The sequence below is a fragment of the Streptomyces tagetis genome (assembly GCF_018069565.1).
Classification (GTDB): Bacteria; Actinomycetota; Actinomycetes; order Streptomycetales; family Streptomycetaceae; genus Streptomyces; species Streptomyces tagetis.
The window spans coordinates 99,161-123,200 of record NZ_JAGPNL010000004.1; the positions used below are offsets into that span (position 1 = coordinate 99,161).

At 74.6% G+C, this 24,040-nt stretch carries 19 protein-coding genes and 1 pseudogene; 4 read left to right on the forward strand and 16 right to left on the reverse strand.

The annotated features are described in order from the left end of the window. Positions 1-45: 45 nt before the first annotated feature. The 14 genes from J5Y05_RS32275 to J5Y05_RS16245 all read right to left on the reverse strand — a co-directional run bounded on the left by J5Y05_RS32275 (position 46) and on the right by J5Y05_RS16245 (position 18,576). Positions 46-3,141 carry a helix-turn-helix transcriptional regulator gene (locus tag J5Y05_RS32275; protein ID WP_210873757.1) on the reverse strand — a complete coding sequence of 1,032 codons (3,096 nt, stop codon included), beginning with the start codon at positions 3,139-3,141 and terminating at the stop codon, positions 46-48. A gap of 86 nt (positions 3,142-3,227) precedes the next feature. Next, entirely contained in the window at positions 3,228-3,506 is a 279-nt protein-coding gene (locus J5Y05_RS16185; protein WP_210872973.1) for a hypothetical protein, read from the reverse strand. 339 nt (positions 3,507-3,845) lie between these two features. After that, on the reverse strand, positions 3,846-4,499 hold the full coding sequence (locus tag J5Y05_RS16190; protein ID WP_210872975.1) for a hypothetical protein: 654 nt from the start codon (positions 4,497-4,499) through the stop codon (positions 3,846-3,848). A gap of 35 nt (positions 4,500-4,534) precedes the next feature. Continuing rightward, complete coding sequence (locus tag J5Y05_RS16195) at positions 4,535-5,101, reverse strand: GNAT family N-acetyltransferase (protein ID WP_210872976.1); 567 nt, start codon at positions 5,099-5,101, stop codon at positions 4,535-4,537. Continuing rightward, the gene (locus tag J5Y05_RS16200) at positions 5,079-7,325 is read right to left on the reverse strand and encodes an MMPL family transporter (protein ID WP_210872978.1); all 2,247 of its coding nucleotides are present in this window, start codon (positions 7,323-7,325) and stop codon (positions 5,079-5,081) included. The genes J5Y05_RS16195 and J5Y05_RS16200 overlap by 23 nt, the downstream gene beginning before the upstream one ends. 240 nt (positions 7,326-7,565) lie before the next feature. Further along, positions 7,566-9,077: an Asp-tRNA(Asn)/Glu-tRNA(Gln) amidotransferase subunit GatB gene (gene gatB, locus J5Y05_RS16205; protein ID WP_210872980.1), complete on the reverse strand. Its 1,512-nt coding sequence runs from the start codon at positions 9,075-9,077 to the stop codon at positions 7,566-7,568. A 16-nt stretch (positions 9,078-9,093) separates the two neighbouring features. Further along, a complete protein-coding gene (locus J5Y05_RS16210) occupies positions 9,094-9,333 on the reverse strand; it encodes a hypothetical protein (RefSeq protein WP_210872982.1) in 240 nt (79 codons plus the stop codon). Beyond that, positions 9,330-10,826 carry an Asp-tRNA(Asn)/Glu-tRNA(Gln) amidotransferase subunit GatA gene (gatA, locus tag J5Y05_RS16215; RefSeq protein WP_210872984.1) on the reverse strand — a complete coding sequence of 499 codons (1,497 nt, stop codon included), beginning with the start codon at positions 10,824-10,826 and terminating at the stop codon, positions 9,330-9,332. The genes J5Y05_RS16210 and gatA overlap by 4 nt, the downstream gene beginning before the upstream one ends. 5 nt (positions 10,827-10,831) lie before the next feature. Beyond that, positions 10,832-11,128, reverse strand: a complete 297-nt coding sequence (gene gatC, locus J5Y05_RS16220) for an Asp-tRNA(Asn)/Glu-tRNA(Gln) amidotransferase subunit GatC (protein ID WP_210872986.1) — start codon at positions 11,126-11,128, stop codon at positions 10,832-10,834. 239 nt (positions 11,129-11,367) lie between these two features. Continuing rightward, on the reverse strand, positions 11,368-13,647 hold the full coding sequence (locus J5Y05_RS16225) for a putative bifunctional diguanylate cyclase/phosphodiesterase (protein ID WP_210872988.1): 2,280 nt from the start codon (positions 13,645-13,647) through the stop codon (positions 11,368-11,370). Positions 13,648-13,906: 259 nt separating this feature from the next. After that, positions 13,907-16,102: an NAD-dependent DNA ligase LigA gene (gene ligA, locus J5Y05_RS16230; protein WP_210872990.1), complete on the reverse strand. Its 2,196-nt coding sequence runs from the start codon at positions 16,100-16,102 to the stop codon at positions 13,907-13,909. A 15-nt stretch (positions 16,103-16,117) separates the two neighbouring features. Next, the gene (locus J5Y05_RS16235; RefSeq protein WP_210872992.1) at positions 16,118-17,119 is read right to left on the reverse strand and encodes a methionine synthase; all 1,002 of its coding nucleotides are present in this window, start codon (positions 17,117-17,119) and stop codon (positions 16,118-16,120) included. A gap of 200 nt (positions 17,120-17,319) precedes the next feature. After that, positions 17,320-18,018, reverse strand: coding sequence for an SDR family oxidoreductase (locus tag J5Y05_RS16240; protein WP_210872994.1), 699 nt, complete (start codon positions 18,016-18,018; stop codon positions 17,320-17,322). A gap of 18 nt (positions 18,019-18,036) precedes the next feature. Continuing rightward, positions 18,037-18,576: an LOG family protein gene (locus J5Y05_RS16245; protein WP_210872996.1), complete on the reverse strand. Its 540-nt coding sequence runs from the start codon at positions 18,574-18,576 to the stop codon at positions 18,037-18,039. Between the two features lie 89 nt (positions 18,577-18,665). On the opposite strand from J5Y05_RS16245, the gene J5Y05_RS16250 reads away from it, so the two are divergent. Together J5Y05_RS16250 and J5Y05_RS16255 are read left to right on the forward strand one after the other, a co-directional pair. Then, positions 18,666-18,989: a DUF427 domain-containing protein gene (locus J5Y05_RS16250; protein WP_210872998.1), complete on the forward strand. Its 324-nt coding sequence runs from the start codon at positions 18,666-18,668 to the stop codon at positions 18,987-18,989. Positions 18,990-19,027: 38 nt separating this feature from the next. Continuing rightward, a complete protein-coding gene (locus J5Y05_RS16255; protein WP_210873001.1) occupies positions 19,028-19,810 on the forward strand; it encodes an alpha/beta fold hydrolase in 783 nt (260 codons plus the stop codon). A gap of 125 nt (positions 19,811-19,935) precedes the next feature. Here J5Y05_RS16255 and mnmA read toward each other — a convergent pair whose 3' ends face one another. After that, a complete protein-coding gene (gene mnmA / locus J5Y05_RS16260) occupies positions 19,936-21,066 on the reverse strand; it encodes a tRNA 2-thiouridine(34) synthase MnmA (RefSeq protein WP_210873003.1) in 1,131 nt (376 codons plus the stop codon). A gap of 60 nt (positions 21,067-21,126) precedes the next feature. On the opposite strand from mnmA, the gene J5Y05_RS16265 reads away from it, so the two are divergent. Further along, the gene (locus tag J5Y05_RS16265) at positions 21,127-21,861 is read left to right on the forward strand and encodes an N-acetylmuramoyl-L-alanine amidase (protein WP_210873005.1); all 735 of its coding nucleotides are present in this window, start codon (positions 21,127-21,129) and stop codon (positions 21,859-21,861) included. A gap of 29 nt (positions 21,862-21,890) precedes the next feature. Here J5Y05_RS16265 and J5Y05_RS16270 read toward each other — a convergent pair whose 3' ends face one another. Then, complete coding sequence (locus J5Y05_RS16270) at positions 21,891-23,060, reverse strand: cysteine desulfurase family protein (protein ID WP_210873007.1); 1,170 nt, start codon at positions 23,058-23,060, stop codon at positions 21,891-21,893. A 285-nt stretch (positions 23,061-23,345) separates the two neighbouring features. Between J5Y05_RS16270 and J5Y05_RS16275 the strand changes: the two are divergent. Further along, positions 23,346-23,891, forward strand: a pseudogene (locus tag J5Y05_RS16275) (TetR family transcriptional regulator); the annotation flags it as partial. Positions 23,892-24,040 lie beyond the last annotated feature (149 nt).

Below are 24,040 nucleotides of genomic sequence, written 5' to 3' on the forward strand. Positions count from 1 at the left end.
GGCCCGCCCGGCGCGAACGGCCCCGGACGGGACCACGGCCCGGGGTCAGTCCGCGGCGCCGGGTCCGCCCGTACGGCCCGGGAAGAGGGCCAGCCGGTGCGCCACCGCCGCCGCCTCGCCGCGCCCCGAGACCCCGAGCTTGGCCAGGATGTTCGAGACGTGGACGCTGGCCGTCTTCGGCGAGATGAACAGTTCCTCGGCGATCCGGCGGTTGGTGTGCCCCTCGGCCACCAGGCGCAGCACCTCCCGTTCCCGGCCGGTGAGGCCCAGCGCCCCGGCCGGGCCGGCGCCCCGCTCCCCCGCGCCGTGGCCGACGGTGAGGCGGGCCCGCCGGGCGAGGCGGGCGACGGCGTCGCCGAGCGGGCGGGCGCCGAGGTGTCCGGCGACGGTGTGCGCGAGGCGCAGCAGCTCGGTGGCGCGGGCCCGTTCGTCCTCGTCCCCGGCGGCCAGCAGGGCGCCGGCCAGCCGGAAACGGACCCGGGCGAGGTCGTAGGGCCGCTCCAGGCGCTCGAAGGCGGTGACGGCCTCCTCCCAGACCCCCGGGGTGTCCCGGCCCTCGGCGCGGCGCAGTTCGGCACGGACCCAGGCGTCGTGGGCGAGCCACACGGGGGCGCCCGTGGTGAGCGAGGCGACCGCCCCGGCGAGGCACGCCAGGGCCTCGCCGCGTCCCTCCCCGGCGGCCGGCAGCCCCCGCGCGTCGGCCTCGGCCGCGGCGGCGGAGCGCAGCAGGGGCCAGCCGTAGCGCTGGGTGCCGGGCGGGAACCCGGCCTCCACTGCGGCGCGGAGTTCGGTACGGACCCGGTCGAGGCGCCCCTCGGCGGCGGCGACACCGACGGCGAGGGTGGCCAGCGGCAGTCCGTACTGCGGTACGGGGGCGGGCCGGCCGAAGGCGGCGCGGGCCTCGTCGAGCAGGCGGGCGGCCTCCTCGGCCGCGCCGCGGGCGAGGGCGACGGTGCCCCGTTGGAGCGCGGCCCCGCCGCGGGGGCCGGCGTCGCGCCCGGGGGCGCCGGAGGTGACCGCCGCCCGGACCGCCTCGTCCCAGCGGCCGAGCGAGATCAGCGACTCGGCGAGGTTGCCCCACACATACGCCTCGGAGTCGAGCAGGCCCATGCGCCGAGTCAGCTCGACGCCCTCGCGCAGGATGCCGAGGGCCTCCTCGGAGCGGCCGACGCTCTCCAGCACCGAGGGCAGGTTGACGTGGCTGCGGGCCACCACGGCGGCCCGGCCCCGGGCCACCACCGCGTCCTTGACCCGGTACATCTCGGCGAGCCCCGCCTCGATGTGCCCGGCGTCCACCATCAGCCCGCCGAGGGTGAGCCGGGCGTTGAGTTCGATGTCCTCGGCGCCGACCATGCGCGCGTACTCGACGGCCCGTTCGGCGGCGGTGACGGCGGCGGGGCCGGGGCTGTGCAGCATCGACCAGTTGGCGGCCATCGCCAGTACCTCGGCGTGCACCTCGGACGGGGGCAGGCCCCGGACCAGTTCCTCGGCGATGCCCAGTTCGCGGCGGCCGTCGCCGCGGCCCTGCGCCTGGACCAGGACGGAGCGCTGCGTCCAGAACCAGGCGGCGCGCGGCGGGTCGGATGTGCGGGGGCCGCCGGGCACGGCGGGGTCCTCCAGCAGGCGCAGCGCCCGCCGGGTGAGCCGCAGGGCGCGCTCGCGTTCCCCGCAGAGCCGGCCGGCGACGACCGCCTCGGCCATCACGTCGAGCCGGCCGAGCGGCCCGGTGCCGGGTCCGCGCCCGCCGGACGGGGTCACCTCGGCCCAGTCGGCGGGGCGCAGGGCGGACCGCACCTCGTCGGGGGCCGCGTCCCACAGCTCCAGGGCCCGCTCCAGCAGCCGGAGCTGTTCGGCGTGGGCGTGCCGGCGGCGGGCCTCGACGGAGGCGTCCAGGACGGCGGGCAGGGCGCGGGCGGTGTCGCGCGCGTGGTACCAGTGGCCGGCCAGGCGCATCACGCGCTCGTCGGCGGGGACCAGGGACGGGTCGGCCTCCAGGGCCTCGGCGCAGCGGCGGTGGAGGCGGGAGCGTTCGCCGGGCAGCAGGTCGTCGGCGACGGCCTCGCGGACCAGGGAGTGGCGGAAGCGGTAGCCGTCGCCCTCGGGCTCGGGGAGCAGGACCCCGGCGTGGACGGCGGCGCGCAGGGCGGCGATGAGGTCGTCCTCGGGGAGCCGGGCGACGGCGGCGAGCAGCCGGTGGCCGACGGTGGGGCCGCCCTCGGCGACGATCCGGGCGGCCTGCTGGGCGTTCTCGGGGAGGGCTTCGAGGCGGACGAGGAGCAGGTCGCGCAGGGAGTCGGTGATCGCGGTGCGGGAGCCGGCGCGGGCGGCGGCGGCGAGTTCCTCGACGAAGAAGGCGTTGCCGTCGGAGCGGGCGTGGATCTCGTCGACCTGGTGCGGGTCGGGGTCGCGGTCGAGGATGCCGGCGATCTGGCGGGCCACCTCCTCCCGGGTGAAGGGGGCGAGGTCGATGCGGCGGACGGTGCGCAGCCGGTCGAGTTCGGCGAGGAGGGGGCGCAGTGGGTGGCGGCGGTGGAGGTCGTCGCTGCGGTAGGTGGCGAGGACGACGAGGCGGCCGGTGCGCAGGGTGCGCAGCAGGTAGCCGACGAGGTGCCGGGTGGAGGCGTCGGCCCAGTGCAGGTCCTCCAGGACGAGGACGAGGGGGCGGTCGGCGGCGAGGCGTTCCAGGAGGCGGGCGGTGAGGTCGAAGAGGCGGGCGGTGCCCTCCTCGTCGGGCCGGGCCGGTCCGGTGGCGGTGACGCCCTCGCCGAGTTCGGGCAGGAGCCGGGCGAGTTCCTCCTCCTGTCCGGCAGCGGCGGCGGCGAGTTCCCCGGGCAGGGCGCGGCGCAGGGCGCGCAGGGCGGTGGAGAAGGCGGCGAAGGGCAGTCCGTCGGCGCCGGTCTCGACGCAGCCGCCGACGGCGACGACGGCACCGTCCCGGCGGGCCCGGCCGGCGAACTCCTCCACGAGGCGGGTCTTGCCGACGCCCGCCTCGCCGGCCAGCAGCAGGGTCTGCGGCGCTCCCCCGCCGTCGGCGCCGGCGCCGGCTCCGGCGCGGGCGAGGGCGTCGCGGAGCGTGCCGAGTTCGCGGTCGCGGCCGACGAACACGGGGCTGACGGTGGTGGTCTGCACGGCACCGAGCATCGCACGGGGCGCCGGGGCGGGCGGGGGCGTGGCCGGGGCGGGCGGGGCCGGGGCGGGCCGGAGGACGGCCGGGGGCCGGTGGGCGCTCACGCGGGGCGGGGGGCGCGGGGCCGGGCCGGGGGTTCCGTCCCGGTCCGGCGCCGGGGCTCGTCGGCGGCCGGGGTTCCGGCGGGGGCGGTACGGGCCGCGCGGGCGGCGGTACGGGACTCGCGGGCGGCGGCCCGGCGGGCGCGGGCGGCCTCGCGGCGGGCGCGGGCGGCGGCCCGGCGGGCGCGGATGGCCTCGCGGGCGAGGCGGGCCTCGTCGGCCTGGCGGACCAGCTCGGCGTGTCGGAAGTGCCGGAGTGCGTGCGGGTCGGTGAGCACGGCGTGTCTCCTCGGTACGCGAAGGGTGCGGGGCGTCGCGCGGCGGCGACACCCCGACCCTCCTCCCCGGGCCGCCCCCGGCACATCGGGCGACTTCCGCATCTCGCGGGGCCGGTAGGGGCCTCAGAACGGGCGGAGGGGGCTTAGGCATGGGGTGAGGGGACTTAGACGCCCGGACCGGTGGGGAGCGGCTTCGGCGGATGTACGACACCGCACCGCCCGGAAGCGGCCCCGGCGGGCGTACGACACCGCCCCGCCCCGGAGCGGCCCCGTACGGGCGAGGGCCCGGGAGCGCCGTGGGTAGGCGGTCCCGGGCCCGGGGTGTGGGGGGCGTGGGGGTCAGGTGCTCGTGGGGAGGGCGAGGAGGAGGTCGGTGTACTTCAGGACGGCGAGGAGCAGGCCCAGGACGCCGAGGGCGATGCCCGCCCAGGCGACCGACTTGATCCACGGGGCCTGCGGCGCGGCGGGTGCGCCGAAGGCGGGGCGGGCCAGGACGGCCACGCCGACGACCAGCGCGAGCAGGGCGAACATTCCGCCCCACAGGGCCGTGGCCTGCCAGGCGTCGCCGTACCCCTTCTCGATCATCGTGGCGACGGAGGAGGACGAGGACGTCTCCAACTGGCCGATCAGCGACTGGCGGGCGGAGGCCACCGTGCCGGCCCAGCTCCCGGTGAGCGAGACGATGCCGAGCCCGGCGGAGACGACGGCGCCCGCGCCCTGGCCGACGCCCGAGGGGGCCTCCTTCGCCAGGGGGGCGTCGTCCTCCTCGTCCGGGGTCTCGTCCTGCGGCGTGTCGTCGGTGTGCGCGGTCTCCTCCGCGCCGGGCGTGTCACCCGGGCCCGGCGTCTGTCCCGCTTCCCCCTGGCCGGACGTGTCGCCCGTGCCCGGCGCTTCCTCCGTACCCGGCGTGTCGGCCGCCGGGCCCGTTCCCGCTGTGCCGGGTGTGTCGTCGCCGGTCTTCGTGCCGTTCTCGTCCGCTGTCTTCGTACCCATGCCCCGCACGGTACGGACGCTCTCTGAGAGGTCCCTTAACGCCCGCTGTGCGCGCGGGCGGCACGCCACTCGGGGGCGAGCACGGCCCACACCTCCATGTCGTGGCGGACCCCCCGGTAGGGGAAGCTCTCGCGCAGCACGCCCTCCTTGGTGAGGCCGAGCCGGCGCGCGGCCTCGACGCTCGGCGCGTTGGCGGAGGACGCGTGCCACTCCACGCGGTGCATGCCGCGCTCGTCGAAGGCCCAGTCGATCAGGACCCGGGCACCGCGGGCGACCAGGCCGCGTCCGGTGCCGGCCGGCTCCAGCCAGCAGCCGATCTCGCAGACCCCGGTGGCGGCGTCGAAGATCCGGAAGAGCAGCCCGCCGACGAGGGTGCCGTCGAGCCACAGCCCGTGCAGGAAGCCGCTGTCGGCGGCGTGCCGGTCGGTGTAGGACTGGATCAGCGCCTTCGCGGAGGCCACGTCGGTGACCTGGCTCCCGAAGGAGATGTGGCGGGTGATGAAGTCCCGGCCGCGTTCCAGGTGGGCGAGGAACTCCTCGGCGTGCCAGGTCTCCAGGGGGCGCAGTTCGGCGCCGTCGTCACCCAGTCGTATCGCGTACATCCCGCTGTCCGTCCTTCTCCGCCAGGACGTCCGCCACCACGGCGTCCGTCGCGGCGGCCAGCCTCTCATGGGCGGCGCGGCACTCGGGCGGCTCGATGCTGATGCGGGGCAGCCAGGCGTCCAGGCGGCGCGGCAGCCACCAGTTGGCGCCGCCGAGCATGTGCATCAGGGCCGGGACCAGGAGCGTGCGGAGCACGAAGGCGTCCAGGGCGACGGCGGCGGCCAGCGCGATGCCGAACATGGCGATCACCCGGTCGCCGGTGAGCACGAAGGCGAGGAAGACGGAGATCATGATGACCGCGGCGGAGTTGATGACACGGCTGGTCTCGGCGAGGCCGACGCGGACGGCCCGGCGGTTGTCCCCGGTCTCCAGCCACTCCTCGTACATGCGGCTGACCAGGAAGACCTGGTAGTCCATGGAGAGCCCGAAGAGGACCGACACCATGATCACGGGCAGGAAGGGTTCTATGGGGCCGGCGCTGCCGAGCCCGAGCAGTTCGCTCCCCCAGCCCCATTGGAAGATCGCCACGACCACCCCGAAGGCGGCGGCGACGGCGGCCACGTTCATCGCGGCGGCCTTGAGGGGTATGCCGATGGACCGGAAGGCGAGCAGGAGCAGCACGCAGCCCAGGCCGACGACGACGCCGACGAAGAGGGGCAGCTTGCCGACGATGACGTCGGCGAAGTCGTCGTATCCGGCGGTCACGCCGCCGACGTGCACGTCCAGGGAGGTGCCGGTCTCGGCGCGCGGCAGCACGTCGGCGCGGAGCCGGTCGACGAGGTCGCTGGTGGCCTCGGACTGGGGCGCGGAGGTGGGCACGACGGCGAGGTGGGCGGTGTCGCCGGCGGCGTTGTAGGTGACCGGCGTCACGGAGGCGACGCCGTCGGTGGCGCGCAGGGAGGGGCCGAGGTTGTCCAGGGCGAGCCGGTCCTCGGCGCCGTGGACCTCGGTGACCAGGGTGAGGGGGCCGTTGACGCCGGGCCCGAAGCCGTCGGCGAGCAGGTCGTACGCCTGCCGGGTGGTGGTGCGCTGGGGGTCGTTGCCCTGGTCCGAGGTGCCCAGGCGCAGGCCCAGGGTGGGCAGGGCGAGGACGGTGACGACGACCAGGGCGAGGGCGCCGAGCAGCCGGGGGTGGCGCTCGACGAAGGCCGACCAGCGGGCGGCGAAGCCGGTGGGCAGCTCCGGCTGGGGCCCGTTCTCGGCGAGGCGGCGCCGCTCGCGCCGGCTCAGGGCGCGGGGGCCGATGAAGGAGAGCAGGGCCGGCAGCAGCGTGATCGAGGCGGCGACGGTGAGGACGACGGTCAGCGAGGCGGCGACGGCGACGCCGTTGAGGAAGTTCAGGCGGAGGATGAGCATGCCGAGCAGGGCGATGCACACGGTGGCCCCGGCGAAGACGACCGCGCGTCCCGTGGTGGCGACGGCCTGCGCGGCGGCCTCGGTGACGTCCAGGCCCCGTTTGAGCCCGCGCCGGTGTCTGGTGACGATGAACAGCGCGTAGTCGATGCCGACGCCGAGCCCGATGAGGGTGCCCAGCATGGGCGCGAAGTCGGCGACGGTCATGGCGTGGCCGAGCAGGGTGATGCCCGCGTAGGCGGTGCCGACGGAGACCAGCGCGGTGGCGATGGGCAGCAGGGAGGCGGCGAGGGAGCCGAAGGCGAGGAAGAGCACGACGGCGGCGACGGCCACGCCGACGGCCTCGGCGAGGTGTCCGCCGCCGCCCTGGGTGAGCGAGACGGCGCTGCCGCCCAGCTCGACCTCCAGTCCGTCGCTCTCGGCGGCCTTGGCGGCGTCGACGACGGCCTGGGCGGTCGCCGGGTCCATGTCGGCGGAGGACTGGCCGAAGGTGACCGCGGCGTACGCCGTGCGGGCGTCCTCGCTGATCAGGCCGGTGTCGGGATCGTCGTACGGGTTGGTCACCGAGGCCACGCCGGGCAGCTCGGCGACACGGTCCAGGGTGCGGCTCATGGTCTGTTCGACGTCGGCGGCGCGGACGGTGCCGGACGCCGTGTGCCACACGATCGTGTCGCTGTCGCCGTTGAGGCCGGGGAACCCGCGTTCCATCAGCCGGTAGGCCCGGTCGGCGTCGGTGCCGGAGATGCCGTAGTCGTTGGAGTACGCGGAGCCCGCGATACCGGCGCCCGCGGCGACCCCGCCGAAGGCGAGGAGCCACAGCAGGACGGTGACGAGACGGCGTCGGACACACCAGCGCGCGAGGGCTGCCACGAACGTGCTCCCAGGGGGTGTCTGTGTGGATCTTTGATCGGGAACTGTCGTCCGGGTGAACGGCCCGCAAAGAACGCACGAGCGATGCGTTGCCACTCTCGCAGCCGAAAAAGATCGATTGCGTATTTCGTGGGCTTATTCACAGCGACGGGACGGCGGGCGGACGTGGACATGCCTGAGGGGGACGCGCCGTGGTGGGCGCGTCCCCCTCGGGGTGTTGCGGATGCCGGGCGGCGGGGGTCAGCCCTCGACGCCGAGCCTCTCCAGGATCAGTTCCTTCACGCGGGCCGCGTCGGCCTGGCCGCGGGTCGCCTTCATGACCGCGCCGACCAGCGCCCCGGCCGCGGCCACCTTGCCGCCGCGGATCTTGTCCGCGATGGCCGGGTTGCCGGCGATCGCCTCGTCGACGGCGGTGGTCAGCGCGCCCTCGTCGGAGACGACCTTGAGGCCGCGCTTGTCCACGACCTCGTCCGGGGTGCCCTCGCCCGCAAGGACGCCCTCGATGACCTGGCGGGCCAGCTTGTCGTTGAGGTCGCCCTTCGTGACCAGCTCGGTGACCCGGGCCACCTGCTCCGGGGTGATCGCCAGCTCGTCCAGCGCGGTGCCGGACTCGTTGGCGCTGCGGGCCAGCTCGCCCATCCACCACTTGCGGGCGGAGGCCGCGTCGGCGCCGGCGTCGATCGTGGCGACGATCGGGTCCAGCGCTCCCGCGTTGAGGATCGCCTGCATCTCGGTGCCGGAGATCCCCCACTCCTCGCGGAGCCGGCTGCGGCGGACCAGCGGGAGTTCGGGCAGGGCGGCGCGCAGCTCCTCGACCCACTCGCGGGAGGGAGCCACCGGGACGAGGTCGGGCTCCGGGAAGTACCGGTAGTCCTCGGCCTCCTCCTTCACGCGCCCCGAGGTGGTGGACCCGGTGTCCTCGTGGAAGTGGCGGGTCTCCTGGACGATGGTGCCGCCGCCGTTCAGCACGGCCGCGTGCCGCTGGATCTCGAAGCGGGCCGCGCGCTCCACGGACCGCAGCGAGTTGACGTTCTTCGTCTCCGAGCGGGTGCCGAAGGTCTCGGTGCCCTTCGGCATCAGCGACAGGTTGACGTCGCAGCGCATCTGGCCCATCTCCATCCGGGCGTCGGACACGCCGAGCGCCCGGATGAGTTCGCGCAGCTCGCGGACGTAGGCGCGGGCGACCTCGGGGGCGCGCTCGCCGGCGCCGGTGATCGGCTTGGTGACGATCTCGATGAGCGGGATGCCGGCCCGGTTGTAGTCGAGCAGGGAGTGCGAGGCGCCGTGGATGCGGCCGGTGGCACCGCCGACGTGCGTCGACTTGCCGGTGTCCTCCTCCATGTGGGCGCGCTCGATCTGCACCCGGAAGGTCTCGCCGTCCTCCAGTTGCACGTCGAGGTAGCCGTCGAAGGCGATCGGCTCGTCGTACTGGGAGGTCTGGAAGTTCTTCGGCATGTCCGGATAGAAGTAGTTCTTCCGGGCGAAGCGGCACCACTCGGCGATCTCGCAGTTGAGCGCGAGACCGATCGTGATCGCCGACTCGACGCCGGTCGCGTTGACGACCGGGAGCGCGCCGGGCATGCCGAGGCAGACGGGGCAGGTCTGGGTGTTCGGACCGGCGCCGAGCGCGGTCGAGCAGCCGCAGAACATCTTGGTGCGGGTGCCGAGTTCGACATGGACCTCAAGGCCCATGACGGGGTCGTACGACGCCAGCGCGTCCTCGTACGACACCAGGTCGGTCGTGGTGGTCACGGTGAAAACTTCCCTCTCAGCCCAGCAGGACGTCGTCGTCGCCCAGCCGCTTCAGCTCGCGGTAGAGGAGGGCGAGCCCGGTGACGATGGCGACGGCGGACACGCCCGCGTCGATCAGGCGGAGCGTGTCGCTCTCGGCGCGCGCCTTCCTGATCTGCTTGACGACGCCGACGGCGCCGAACGCGGTGGTGGCCATGGACAGGTACGTCCCGGACTTGGACTTCTGGAAACCCTTGGCCTTGGACAGTGCACTCACAGCGACGGAGCCTCCTCAAGCAGCGGGTGCCCCCACTTTTCCACGAAGGCGGCCTCGACGGCGGCACCGACCTTGTAGAGCCGGTCGTCCTTCAGGGCGGGGGCGATGATCTGCAGGCCCACCGGCAGGCCGTCCTCCGGCGCGAGGCCGCAGGGCAGCGACATGGCCGCGTTGCCCGCCAGGTTGGTGGGGATGGTGCACAGGTCGGCCAGGTACATCGCCATCGGGTCGTCGGCGCGCTCGCCGATCCCGAAGGCGGTGGTCGGGGTCGTCGGGGAGACGATCACGTCGACCTGCTCGAAGGCCCGCTCGAAGTCCCGCGTGATGAGGGTGCGGACCTTCTGGGCGCTGCCGTAGTACGCGTCGTAGTAGCCGCTGGACAGCGCGTAGGTGCCGAGCATGACCCGGCGCTTGACCTCGGGGCCGAAGCCGGCCGCGCGGGTCAGGGAGGTGACCTCCTCGGCGGAGTGCGTGCCGTCGTCGCCGCTGCGCAGGCCGTAGCGCAGGCCGTCGAAGCGGGCGAGGTTGGAGGAGCACTCGGACGGGGCGATCAGGTAGTACGCCGACAGCGCCAGGTCGAAGGAGGGGCAGTCCAGCTCGACGATCTCGGCGCCCAGTTCCTTCAGCAGGGCGACGGACTCGTCGAAGCGCTGGATGACGCCGGCCTGGTAGCCCTCGCCGCGGAACTGCTTGACGACGCCGACGCGCATGCCCGCGACGCTGCCGTTGCGGGCGGCCTCGACGACGTCGGGGACCGGGGCGTCGATGGAGGTGGAGTCCATCGGGTCGTGCCCGGCGATCACCTCGTGCAGCAGGGCCGCGTCGAGCACCGTGCGGGCACAGGGGCCGCCCTGGTCCAGGGAGGACGAGAAGGCCACCATGCCGTAGCGGGAGACCGCGCCGTAGGTGGGCTTGACGCCGACGGTGCCGGTGACGGCGGCGGGCTGGCGGATGGAGCCGCCGGTGTCGGTGCCGATGGCCAGCGGCGCCTGGAAAGCGGCGAGGGCGGCCGAGGAGCCGCCGCCGGAACCGCCGGGGATCTTCGTCAGGTCCCAGGGGTTGCCGGTGGGGCCGTAGGCGCTGTTCTCGGTGGAGGAGCCCATGGCGAACTCGTCCATGTTGGTCTTGCCGAGGATGACGACACCGGCGTCCTTGAGCCGCTTGGTGACCGTCGCGTCGTACGGCGGGACCCAGCCCTCCAGCATCTTCGAGCCGACGGTCGTGGGCACGCCCTCGGTGGTGAAGATGTCCTTGAGCGCGAGCGGGACGCCGGCCAGCGGGCCGAGCTTCTCGCCGCGGGCGCGCTTCTCGTCGACGGCGCGGGCCTGCGCGAGGGCGCCCTCGCGGTCGACGTGCAGGAAGGCGTGGACCTTCTCGTCCACGGCCTCGATGCGGGCCAGGTGGGCCTCGGTGACCTCGACGGCCGTCAGCTCGCCGGAGGCGATCCTCGCGGCGATCTCGGCCGCGGTGAGCTTGATGATGGGTTCGCTCATGGCGACTACTCCTCCCCCAGGATCTGCGGCACCTTGAAACGCTGCTGCTCCTGGGCCGGGGCGCCGTAGAGCGCCTGCTCGGGCGTGAGCGACGGACGGACCTCGTCCGCCCGCATGACATTGGTCAGCGGGAGCGGGTGCGAGGTCGGCGGTACGTCTTGGTCGGCGACCTCGCTGACGCGGGCGACCGCGCCGATGATGTCGTCGAGCTGTCCCGCGAAGTGATCGAGCTCTTCGGGCTTCAGCTCCAGACGCGCCAGCCGGGCGAGGTGGGCGACCTCCTCGCGCGTGATGCCAGGCATGCAGCGTTCCTCTGGGGTGAGTGTGTGTGGTTTGGGGCCAATCCTATGGGGCCGGAGGGCATACCCGTGAAACGGTTTCCCCCAGCCACCCGGCGGGGCACCGCAAAACACCGTCGCGCGCCTGGCCGGCACGGCTCGTACGGGGGCCCGGCACCGCTCGTACGGAGGCCCGGCACGGGTCCGTACGGGCGTCGGCACGGGCTCGTACAAGGGCCCCGGCACGGGCTCGTACCGGAGTGTCAGCCGACGCGGCCCTGGTCGTCGGCGGCGGCCGGGAGCGCCGCCGCGGGGCGCTGCCAGCCGCGCGAACCGCGGGCCCGCAGCCAGGCGGTGGTCTCCTCCGGCGGCATCGCGGCGGCCACCAGCCACCCCTGGACGGCGTCGCAGCCGAGGTCGCGCAGGCGTTCCCAGGTCTCGTCGTCCTCGACGCCCTCGGCGACGACCAGCAGGCCGAGGGAGTGGGCGAGGTCGACCGTGCAGCGCACGATCTCGGCGTCCTCGGTGTCGACGGCGAGCCGGGCCACGAAGGAGCGGTCGATCTTCAGCTCGCTGACCGGGAGCCGGCGCAGGTGGACCAGCGAGGAGTAGCCGGTGCCGAAGTCGTCCAGGGACATCTTCACGCCGTGCCCGGTCAGCGCGTTGAGGCTGTCGGCGGCGCGCTGGGGGTCCTCCAGGAGGACGTGTTCGGTGATCTCCAGTTGGAGGGCGCCCGCCGGGACGCCGTGCCGGGCCAGCCGGGCGGCGACCGAGCCGGCGAAGCCGGGGGTGTGCACGTCGCGCGGGGAGACGTTGACGGCGACCGGTACGAAGAGGCCCTGGGCACGCCAGCGGGCGACCTGGGCGAGCGCGGTCTCCAGCACGTACTCCGTCAGGTGCGGCATCAGCCCGGAGGACTCGGCGATCGCTATGAACTCGTCGGGCGGCACCTTGCCGCGCTCGGGGTGGACCCAGCGGACCAGGGCCTCCAGTCCGGCGACCTGTCCGTCGAAGCGGACCTTGGGCTGGTAGTGGAGCTGGACCTCGCGGGCGTCCAGGGCGCGGCGCAGGTCGGCGAGGAGGCCGAGGCGGTCGGGGGTGTTGGAGTCCCGCTTGGACTCGTAGACCTCGACGGCGGTGCGGTCGCGCTTGGCCTGGTACATCGCCACGTCCGCGCGGCGCAGCAGCCCTTCGGCGTCGAGCGCGTGGTCGGGGAAGACGGCGACGCCCGCGCTGGCCTCCAGGACGAGGGTGAGCCCGTCCAGGTCGAGCGGCGAGCTGAGCGCGCCGACCAGGCCGCGGGCGATCCGGGCGGCCGACGTGGTGGAGTCGGCGACGGGCAGGAGCACGGCGAACTCGTCGCCGCCCAGCCGCGCGGCCTCCGCCCCGCGCGGCAGCGCCTGCCGCAGCCGGTCGGCGGTCTGCAACAGCAGCCGGTCACCGGCCCGATGACCGAGTGTGTCGTTGACCGACCGGAAACGGTCGAGGTCGATCAGCATGAGGACGGCGCGGGCCCCGGCCCGTTCGGCGTCGTCCAGCGCGGTCCAGGTCCGCTCCAGCAGCCACTGCCGGTTGGGCAGTCCGGTGAGCGGGTCGCGCAGTTGCTCCTCGGCGCGGGCGCGGGCGATCCACAGGGCGGCGTCGAGGGCGATCAGCGGGACGGAGAAGAGCGGCAGCAGCAGGGGTTTGGCGACGGCCACCACGCAGACCAGCGGCGCGATGCCGAGCAGGGCGACGGCCACCAGCCCGTGTCTGACCAGGGCGGTGCGGGCGACGGAGGGCAGCCCGGCGCGCGGGGCGTGCAGGAACCACAGCAGCGCGCGGGTGACGCCGAGGTAGGCGAGGGCGGTCAGCACCACCTTGGGCGCCGCGTACACCGTCCAGGTGTCCGGGTCCCAGGGGTGTTCGACGGAGGGCACGGAGCCGCAGGCGCCGAGCAGGAGGGCGCCGGCGGCGATGCCCAGGATGTCCACCGCGCCGTGCACGAGGCCCTGACGCCAGCGGCCCCGGCGGGCGACGCCGACCAGGACGACGACGGTGAGGCTGACCATGCCGGCCGGGACCCAGCCGTAGAGGAGCAGGACGGAGAGGGTGAGGGTGACGCCGGAACCGGTCCCGCCCCACCAGCGGGAGCGGCCGAGCATGACGAGGTGGCCGACGACGATGCCGGTGAGCACGGCGAGGGCCCAGCCGGTGGTGCCGGCCGGGAAGAGGGCGTGCCCCCCGGCGAAGGCCCGGTGGAAGCCCGCGGCGAGCACGCACCCGGCCGCCACGAGGACGGCGACGGGCAACACGGGGCGGGGTGCCGGTCGTTCGGTGCCGGGCAGATGCGACAGACGCGACAGACGCGACAGATGGGGCGGGTGGCCGGATACCGGCGGTGCGCCGCCGCGGAAGCCGGCCGCCGGGCGCCGTACGGCTCCCTCGGCCGCGGCGCCGCCGCCTCGGGCGGACCCCGGGGCCCGCCGGCTCGGGTGCCACGCGCTCATCAGGCGACTCAGGCGCAGCCGTGAGCCCGCGGTGGCGCTCTCGGTCGGTTCCATTCCCGTCCCTCTCACAGCCGGCGGTGCCCACGCCACGCGGTCCGACGCCCGGCAAACCTCAACGGCTCCGCGTTGGAGCACCTTTCCCCCGGCTCCCCGGGAGCAGGGGGATGCCCCGACCGCGGCGGGGCACGGCAGGCGCACACCTCAACAGTAGGCCGCCGAGGGCGTCCAGGGGCAGCAGTCGTCGACGGTTGCCCGAATGCGCCCCTGCCACCCTTATGCATCTGATATGCGCCGTTCGGCGGGTGTTCAACCGCTATTCCTCGGCCGAAAGCGCGGCGTCGGCCGCGGCCTCCGGGCCCTGTTCGAGCAGGACGGTGAAACCGTCCTCGTCCAGGACCGGAACCTTCAGTTGCATCGCCTTGTCGTACTTCGATCCCGGGTTGTCACCGACGACCACGAACGACGTCTTCTTGGACACCGACCCGGTCACCTTCGCGCCCCGGGTCTGGAGGGCCTCCTTGGCGCCGTCCCGGGTGAAGTTCTCCAGGGTGCCGGTGACGACGACGGTGAGCCCCGCGAGCGGACGCGGTCCCTCGTCCTCGCCGGCCGACTCCTCCTCCAGCGGGACGCCGGCCGCCTTCCACTTGCGGACGATCTCGCGGTGCCACTCCTCGGCGAACCACTCCTTGAGGGAGGCGGCGATGATGGCGCCGACGCCCTCGGTGGCCGACAGCTCCTCCTCGCTCGCCTGCTCGATGCGGTCGACGGAGCGGAACTCGCGGGCGAGGGCCTGCGCGGCGACCGGGCCCACGTGCCGGATGGAGAGCCCGTTGAGGAAGCGGGCGAGCGGGCGGGCCTTGGCCTCCTCGATGTTCCGCAGCAGGGCGAGGGTGTTCTTCTTCGGCTCGCCCTCCTTGTTGGCGAAGACCGTGACGACCTTCTCCTCACCGGTCTTGGGGTCCCGCTTGGGCAGTCCGCTGTTGGGATCGAGGACGTACGCCCGGATCGGCAGCAGCTTCTCGACGGTGAGGTCGAAGAGGTCGCCCTCGTCGGCCAGCGGCGGGTCGGCGGGCTCCAGCGGCCGGGTGAGGGCGGCGGCGACGACCTCGCCGAAGTGCTCGATGTCCAGGCACTCGCGGCCGGCCAGGTAGGAGACGCGCTCGCGCAACTGGGCGGGGCAGGTGCGGGCGTTGGGGCAGCGCAGGTCGATGTCGCCCTCCTTCATGGGGCGCAGCGGGGTCCCGCACTCGGGGCACCGCGAGGGCATCACGAACTCGCGTTCGCTGCCGTCGCGGAGGTCGGCGACCGGACCGAGGATCTCCGGGATCACGTCGCCGGCCTTGCGCAGCACCACCGTGTCCCCGATGAGGACGCCCTTGGCCTTGACCACCTCCTGGTTGTGCAGGGTGGCGAACTCGACCTCGCTGCCGGCCACGGTGACCGGCTCGACCTGCGCGTACGGGGTGACGCGGCCGGTGCGGCCGACGCCGACCTTGATGTCGAGGAGCTTGCTGTTGACCTCCTCCGGCGCGTACTTGTAGGCGATGGCCCAGCGGGGGGCGCGGGCGGTGGAGCCGAGCCGTCCCTGGAGGCGGATCTCGTCGAGCTTGACGACGACGCCGTCGATCTCGTGCTCCACGGAGTGGCGGTTCTCGCCGTAGTGGGCGATGAACTCGCGGGCCTCCGCGAGGCCGTCGACGACCCGGTTGTGCGGGGAGGTGGGCAGGCCCCAGGTCCGCAGCAGGTCGTACGCCTGGGAGAGCCGGGTCATGCCGGTGAAGCCCTCCAGGGCGCCGATGCCGTGGACCACCATGTGCAGCGGCCGGGAGGCGGTGACCCGCGGGTCCTTCTGGCGCAGCGAACCGGCCGCGGCGTTGCGCGGGTTGGCGAACGGCTTGTCGCCGGCGGCGACCAGACGGGCGTTCAGCTCCTGGAAGCGCTCCATCGGGAAGAAGACCTCCCCGCGGATCTCGACCAGCTCCGGGATCTCGTCGCCGCGCAGGCGGTCGGGGATGCCGGCGATGGTGCGGACGTTGGGCGTGATCTCCTCGCCGGTGCGGCCGTCGCCGCGGGTGGCGGCGCGGGTGAGGCGGCCGTGCTCGTAGGTGAGGTTGACGGCGAGTCCGTCGACCTTCAGCTCGCACAGGAAGTGGTACTCCTGCTCGCCCAGTTCCCGGTGGACGCGGTCGAACCAGGCGGCCAGCTCGTCGTCGTTGAACGTGTTGTCCAGGGAGAGCATGCGCGAGCGGTGCTCGACGGCGGTGAACTCCGTCTCGTAGGAGCCGGCCACCTTCTGGGTCGGGGAGTCCGGGGTGCGCAGCTCCGGATACTCCTCCTCCAGCTCCTCCAGGGAGCGCAGCAACCGGTCGAAGTCCGCGTCGCTGACGACGGGGGCGTCCTTCACGTAGTACCGGAAGCGGTGTTCCTCGATCTGCTCGGAGAGATGTCCGTGCTTCTCCCGTGCCTGTGCGGGCACGCTCGTCGTCTCCGCCTGCTTGTCGCCGGCCACCGTGTCGTCCTCCCGTTACTCTGGGTCGTCCGCGAGTGATCTCGCCGCCCGGACGCAGTGGGCGAGGGCCCGCCGCGCGTACTCGGGGGACGCGCCCGCGAGTCCGCACGCCGGGGTGACGGTGACCGCCTCCGCGAGAAGCCCCGGAGACAGCCCCAGCCTGCGCCACAGCGTCCTGACCCCCATGACGCTACCGGCAGGGTCCGACAATGGGCCGTCGGTGCCGGGCACGACACCGGCGAAGAGCCTGGTGCCGCCCTCGACGGCCTCCCCGATCCGTTCGTCGTCACGCTCGGTGAGCAGGGAGAGGTCGAAGGAGACGCCCGCCGCGCCGGCCCGGCGCAGCAGCGCGAAGGGCACGTCGGGGGCGCAGGAGTGGACCACGACGGGCCCGCCGCCGTGGGCGCCGGCCACCTCCCGCAGGGTGGCCTCGGCGACCTGCCGGTCGACGGCGCGGTGGGTGCGGTAGCCGCTGGCGGTACGGACCTCTCCGCGCAGCACGGCGGTGAGGGAGGGCTCGTCGAGCTGGAGCACGAGCCGGGCGCCGGGGATGCGCCGGGCGACCTCGGCGAGATGCAGGCGCAGCCCCTCGGCGAGGGAGGCGGCGAGGTCGCGGCAGGCGCCCGCGTCGGAGAGGACGGCCTGGCCGCTGCGCAGCTCCAGGGCGGCGGCGAGCGTCCAGGGGCCGACGGCCTGGACCTTGAGCGGGCCCTCGTAGCCCTGGGTGAACTCCTCCAGCGCGTCGAGGTCCTCGCCGAGCCAGGCCCGCGCGCGGCGGGTGTCCCGGCCGGGCCGGTCGCCCAGGCGCCAGCCGCTGGGCTCCACGCGCGCGTACAGCTCGACGAGCATCCCGGCGGTGCGGCCGATCATGTCGGCGCCGGGGCCCCGGGCGGGCAGTTCGGGCAGGAAGGGGAAGTCCTCGAAGGTGCCGGTGGAGGTCTTGGCGGCCTCGCGCGCGTCGTCCCCGGGCAGGGAGCCGACGCCGGTGGCGGGGCCGAGACGAAGGGTGTCGTTCACGGGGGAAGCGTACGGGGGTGCCGCCGCACCGGGACACGAAGCACGGGGCACCCCCGTCCCCCGACCCTCGCCCCGGCCGCCGCCAAGGCCCGCACCCCACCGCCGCTCCCGCCGGGCCGCCGTACCCGCCTCCTGCCCCGCCGGGGCCCGGACAGGGCCGGCCTCCTCCCGGTCCCGCCCGCGCCCCGGCAGGGGTGCCGTCACCGTCCCGGGCGTACCGTCAGGTCGGTGACCTCCGCGTCCCTCGGCAGGTCGAGGGCCATGAGGATGGTCGTGGCGACCGACTCGGGGTCGATCCACCGCGCGGGGTCGTACTCCTCGCCCTCGTGGCGGTGCACCTTGGCCTGCATGGGGCTCGCGGTGCGGCCGGGGTAGACGGAGGTGACGCGGACCCCGTTGGCGTGCTCCTCGTGGCGCAGTGCGTCGGCGAGGGCCTTCAGCCCGTGCTTGGAGGCGGCGTACGCGGCCCAGTCGGCGTGGGCGCGCAGTCCGGAGCCGGAGTTGACGAAGACCACGTGCCCCCGGGCGGCGCGCACCTGGGGCAGCAGGAGCCGGGTCAGCTCGGCGGGGGCGACGAGGTTGACGTCGAGCTGGTGGTGCCAGGTCTTCGGGGTCAGCTCCCCCACCGGGCCGAGGTCGAGGACCCCGGCGACGTGCAGCAGCGAGTCCACCCGGTCGGGCGGCGACTGGTGGGAGAGGGCCCAGGAGAGCCGGTCCGGCTCGGCCAGGTCCCCGACCAGCGTCCGCGCGCCCGGGAAGCCGGCCGCCAGTTCCTTCGCGCGGCCCGCGTCCCGCGCGTGCAGCACGATCTCGTCGCCACGCGCGTGCAGGCGGCGGGCGACGGCCGCGCCGATGCCGGAGCCCGCTCCGGTGATCACATGTGTAGCCATGCCCGCCATGCTCGCACCCCGGCGGGCTCAGACCACGCCGCGGCTCTCCTCCAGGTAGGCGAGGGCGCCGACCGGCTCCTCGGCGAAGAACACCAGCTCGGCGAGGGGGCGCGGCAGGAAGCCCTCGTCCTCCATCCGGCGGAACTGGGTGCGCAGCCCGTCGTAGAAGCCCTCCGTGTTGAGCAGGACGACCGGCTTGTCGGTGTGGCCGTGCTTCTTCAGTTCCAGGATCTCGGTCGCCTCGTCCAGGGTGCCGGCGCCGCCCACCATGATGACGACGGCGTCGGCCTTCTCCAGGAGCAGCCGCTTGCGCTCGGCGAGGCCGGTGGCGATCACCATCTCGTCGGCGCCCGCGCGGGCCTTGGCGGCGAGGAAGTCCACGGAGACCCCGACGATCCGTCCGCCGGCCTCCTGCACCCCGTCGGCCACCACCTTCATCAGGCCGGTGTCCGAACCGCCCCACACGAGCGTGTGGCCGCCCTTGCCGATCAGGGTGGCGAACTCCTTCGCCGGGCGGGTGTAGCGCGCGTCGAGGTCGGCGGCGGAGAGGAAGACGCAGATGTTCATGGCTCAACGGTAAGGGGCCACCCCTGGCGGAAGAAGCCCGTCCGCGGGCACGCTGGAGTGACCGGCACCACGGTCCGAGGAGGACGATCATGACCGAGGGACACCGCATCACGGTCGGGCCGAGCGGGCGCCACGTGCGCGTGCGCCACGGCGATCTGCTGCTGGCGGAGAGCGACGACGCGCTGGTGCTGCGGGAGACGGGGTGCCCGGACCGGTACTACCTGCCGCCCGGGGACGTCCGGCTCGATCTGCTGGCACCGTCCGGCACGCACACGTACTGCCCGTTCAAGGGGACCGCGTCCTACTGGTCGCTGCCCGACACGCCGGACCTGGTCTGGGCGTACCCGGAACCGAAGCCGGGCGTGGCGGAGATCCGCGACCGCCTCTGCTTCTACGAGCCGGAGGTGTCGTGAGGGGATGAACCGGGCACCGTAGGGCAGTCTGCACAGCCATGGACACCATGACGCTTTCACGCGACGGGACGCCCCTCGCCCTGGAGCGCACCGGCCGGGGCCCCGCCCTCGTCCTGGTCAGCGGAGCGATGTCGACGGGGGCCACGGCGGCCTCCCTGGCCGCGGCGCTGGCGGAGCGCTTCGAGGTCACGGTGTACGACCGCCGGGGCCGTGGCGCGAGCGGCGACACGCCGCCGTACGCGGTGGAGCGCGAGATCGAGGACCTGGCGGCGGTCGTCGCGGGGGTGGGCGGCGAGGCGTGCCTGTACGGCGTCTCCTCGGGCGGCGCGCTGGTGCTGCGCGCGGCGGCGGCCGGGCTGCCGGTGCGCCGGGCCGCCGTCTACGAGGTGCCGTACGCGCTCGCCGAGGAGGCGCTGCGGGGCCGCGCGGAGTACACGGCGCGGCTGACCGGGGCGCTGGCGGAGGGCCGGCGCGGGGACGCGGTGGAGCTGTTCCTGCGGCTGACCGGCCTCGGCGAGGCGATGATCGAGGGCGCCCGGCAGTCGCCGCTGTGGCCCGGCATGGAGTCCCTCGCCGCGAGCCTCGCCTACGACGACGCGGTGATGGGCGACGGGAGCGTCCCGCGCGCGCTGCTGGCCTCGGTGCGGGTGCCGGTGCTGTCGGTCGCGGGCGACACGAGCCCGGCGTGGCTGCGCGAGGCGGCGCGGGCGGTCGCGGAGTCGGTGCCGGACGGCGCGTACCGCGTGCTGGCGGGCCAGACCCACCAGGCGGAGCCGGACGTGCTGGCACCGGTGCTGGCGGAGTTCTTCACGGCGGGGTGAGGCGGCGCGGGGTGAGGCGGCGCAAGGTGAGGCGACGGGGGGTGAGGCGACGGGGGGTGAAGCGGCGCGGGGTGAGGCGGCGCGGGCCGCCGCGCCTCACCCCGCCGCGGCCGGGCTCAGGACTCTCAGGACACCCCGGCCGTCGCCCGTACCGTCGAGGCGATCGTCGCCGAGCCGACCACGCGCGTGCCGTCGTACAGGACGATCGCCTGGCCCGGGGCGACGCCGCGGACCGGCTCGGCGAAGGTCACCTCCAGGGTGCCGTCGACCAGTTCGGCGCGGACCTCGCTCTCCCCGCCGTGGGCGCGGAGCTGGGCGGTGTAGGTGCCGGGGCCCGAGGGGGCGGTGCCGCACCAGCGGGGCCTGACCGCGCGCAGCCCGCCGACGTCGAGGGAGGCGGCCGGTCCGACCGTCACCGTGTTGGTGACCGGGGAGATGTCGAGGACGTAGCGCGGCTTGCCGTCGGGGGCGGGGGTGCCGATGCGCAGGCCCTTGCGCTGGCCGATGGTGAAGCCGTACGCGCCCTCGTGGGTGCCGACCCGCGCGCCGGACTCGTCGACGATGGCGCCCTCGGCCTTGCCCAGGCGGTCGGCGAGGAAGCCCTGCGTGTCGCCGTCGGCGATGAAGCAGATGTCGTGCGAGTCGGGCTTCTTGGCGACGGCGAGGCCCCGCCGCTCGGCCTCGGCGCGGATCTCGTCCTTGGTGGTGAGCGTGTCGCCGAGCGGGAAGAGCGCGTGGGCGAGCTGCCGGTCGTCGAGCACTCCGAGGACGTAGGACTGGTCCTTGGCGAGGTCGGAGGCGCGGTGCAGTTCGCGGGTGCCGTCGGGGCGGACGAGGACCTTCGCGTAGTGGCCGGTGCAGACGGCGTCGAAGCCGAGGGCGAGGGCCTTGTCGAGCAGCGCGGCGAACTTGATCTTCTCGTTGCAGCGCAGGCACGGGTTGGGGGTGCGGCCGGCCTCGTACTCGGCGACGAAGTCCTCGACGACGTCCTCGCGGAAGCGGTCGGCGAGGTCCCACACGTAGAACGGGATGCCGATGACGTCCGCGGCGCGGCGGGCGTCCCGCGAGTCCTCGATGGTGCAGCAGCCGCGCGCTCCGGTGCGGAAGGACTGCGGGTTGGCGGAGAGCGCGAGGTGGACACCGGTCACGTCGTGTCCGGCCTCGGCGGCACGGGCGGCGGCGACGGCGGAGTCGACCCCGCCCGACATGGCGGCGAGGACGCGCAGGGGACGGGTGCGCTGCGGGATGTCAGTCATAGCCCTTCAAGAGTAAGGGGGGCGCGGGAACCGGGGCGCGCGCGTATCCGTTCACGACGCATGGGGGCCGACAAGAGCGCATCCGGGGACACGGACCGAGGCATGGGACGGCGCGCGCTGCTCGTCGGCGGGACGGCGGCGGTGGTGGGCACGGCCGTGCTCGCGCGCGACCGGCTCGGCCGGCTGTGGTGGCGCGTGCCGGGCATCTCCAAACCCCGGGAGGAGGGCGCCGTCGACTACGGGGGCGCGCACTGGGTGGCCGCCTCGGAGGCCAACTGGCGGCGCGCGGACCGGCCCGACGACTACCGCATCGACATGGTGATCGTCCATGTCACGCAGGGCAGTTTCAAGAGCGCGGTGCGGGCCTTCCAGGACCCCTCGCACCAGGCCGCCGCGCACTACATAGTCGGCCAGGACGGCAGGGTCACGCAGATGATCCGTGAGCTGGACGTGGCCTTCCACGCGGGCAACCGCGCGTACAACGAGCGCAGTGTCGGCATCGAGCACGAGGGGTTCGTGGACCGGCCGCAGGACTTCACCGACGCGATGTACACGGCCTCGGCGCGGCTGACCGCGGGCATCTGCGCGCGATACGGGATACCCGTCGACCGCGAGCACGTGATCGGCCACGTGGAGGTGCCGGGCACCGACCACACCGACCCGGGCCCGCACTGGGACTGGGACCGGTACATGGAGCTGGTCCGGCGGGCGGCCACGAGCGCCCCCTCCACCGGCCCGAGCGGCGGCCCCTCGCCCACCGCCCCCGGCGCCACGCCGAGCGGCACGGGGGTCTAGGGACGTTCTTCCGGATCTTGCCGTCGCCGCTACGTGAGCCCCGCCGCGCGGGCCCGTTCCACGGCCGGGCCGATGGCCTTGGCGACCGCCTCGACGTCGGCCGCGGTCGAGGTGTGGCCCAGCGAGAAGCGCAGGGTGCCGCGGGCCAGCGCCGGATCGGTGCCGGTGGCCAGCAGGACGTGGCTGGGCTGGGCGACGCCCGCCGTGCAGGCGGAGCCGGTGGAGCACTCGATGCCCTGGGCGTCGAGCAGGAGCAGCAGGGAGTCGCCCTCGCAGCCGGGGAAGGTGAAGTGGGCGTTGGCGGGCAGCCGTCCCTCCGGCGCCGGATCGCCGCCGAGGATCGCGTCGGGCACCGCCGTGCGCACCGCCTCGGCCAGCTCGTCACGGAGGGCACCGATCTCGCGGGCGAACCACGCGCGCCGCTCGGTGGCGAGGCGGGCGGCGACCGCGAAGGAGGCGACGGCGGGGACGTCCAGGGTGCCGGAGCGGACGTGGCGCTCCTGGCCGCCGCCGTGCAGGACGGGGACGGGGGCGTGGGCGCGGCCGAGCAGCAGGGCGCCGATGCCGTAGGGGCCGCCGATCTTGTGGCCGGAGACGGTCATGGCGGCGAGCCCGGAGGTGGCGAAGTCGACCGGGACCTGGCCGACCGCCTGGACCGCGTCGGCGTGCAGCGGCACCCCGAACTCGGCGGCCACCTCGGCGAGTTCGCGCACCGGCATGAGGGTGCCGATCTCGTTGTTGGCCCACATGACGGTGGCGAGGGCGACATCGCCGGGGTCACGGGCGATGGCCTCGCGCAGCGCCTCGGGGTGGACCCGGCCGTACGCGTCGACGGGCAGGTACTCGACGGTGGCGCCCTCGTGCTCGCCGAGCCAGTCCACCGCGTCCAGCACGGCGTGGTGCTCGACGGGGCTGGCCAGCACGCGGGTGCGGGCCGGGTCGGCGTCGCGGCGGGACCAGTACAGGCCCTTGACGGCGAGGTTGTCGGCCTCGGTGCCGCCGGAGGTCAGGACGACCTCGCTGGGGCGGGCGCCGAGGGCCTCGGCGAGGGTCTCGCGGGCCTCCTCGACGGTGCGCCGGGCACGGCGGCCGGACGCGTGGAGGGAGGAGGCGTTGCCGGTGACGCCCACCTGCGCGGTGAGTGCCTCGACGGCCTCGGGAAGCATCGGTGTGGTCGCGGCGTGGTCGAGGTAAGCCATGGTGGGCCCGATTCTACGGGGCCCACCGCCATGGCCTCGGGGCGAGGGCGCACTCTCGGCCGTCGGTTCACGCGCTCCACGACAGGGTGGGGTCCGCCACCGTGACGGCGGCGAGCACCAGCAGGCCGGCGGCGCCCGGGTCGGGGCCGACGAGGAACGGCACGGCGCGGGTCCCCCTTTCCGGTGAGCGGCCGTGAACGGCTTCGGTGACACCTGTGCACTGACTGACCAGTCCAACGCGCCGACGACTTTCCCCTTCCGGAGAACGGTTGTTGACTGCATGGCATGAGCCACACGCCCGGTACCCGGCAGGCCCGGAAGCAGCGGACCCGCGAGGCGCTCCTGGAGGCGGCGCTCGCGCTGCTGGAGGAGCAGAGCCTGAGCAGCCTGGGCCTGCGGGAGGTCACCCGGGCGGCGGGCATCGCGCCGACCGCCTTCTACCGGCACTTCCCCTCCACGGCCGACCTCGGCGTGGCCCTGGTGGAGGAGGCGCTGGGCGGTCTGCGTCCGCTGATCCGCTCCACGCTCTCGCCGGCCGCCGACGAGGAGGAGCGGATCTCGCGGGCGGTAGCGCTGGTGGCCCGTCATGTGGCGGCGCATCCGGCGCACGTGCGGTTCGTGGCCCGGGAGCGGCACGGCGGGGTACGGCCGGTGCGGGAGGCGATCCGGGAGCAACTGGCCCGCTTCGCCGGGGAGGTGGGGGCCGAGCTGGCCCGGGACGCGGAGTCGGCGGGGTGGAGCGGGGAGGACCTGGCGATGCTGGCGGGCCTCTACGTGGACCAGATGCTGGCCATCGCCTCCCTCTTCCTGGAGGCCCGGGAGGCGGAGGACGGCCCGGACGCCCCGGACGGCCCGGGGTCACCGGATACCCCGGTCGGCCCGGACACCCCTGACACCCCGGAGCAGGCCGAGGCGGCGGGGTCACCGGACGCCCGGGACACCCGGGACACCCGGGACACCCGCGAGACGGCCGAGACGGC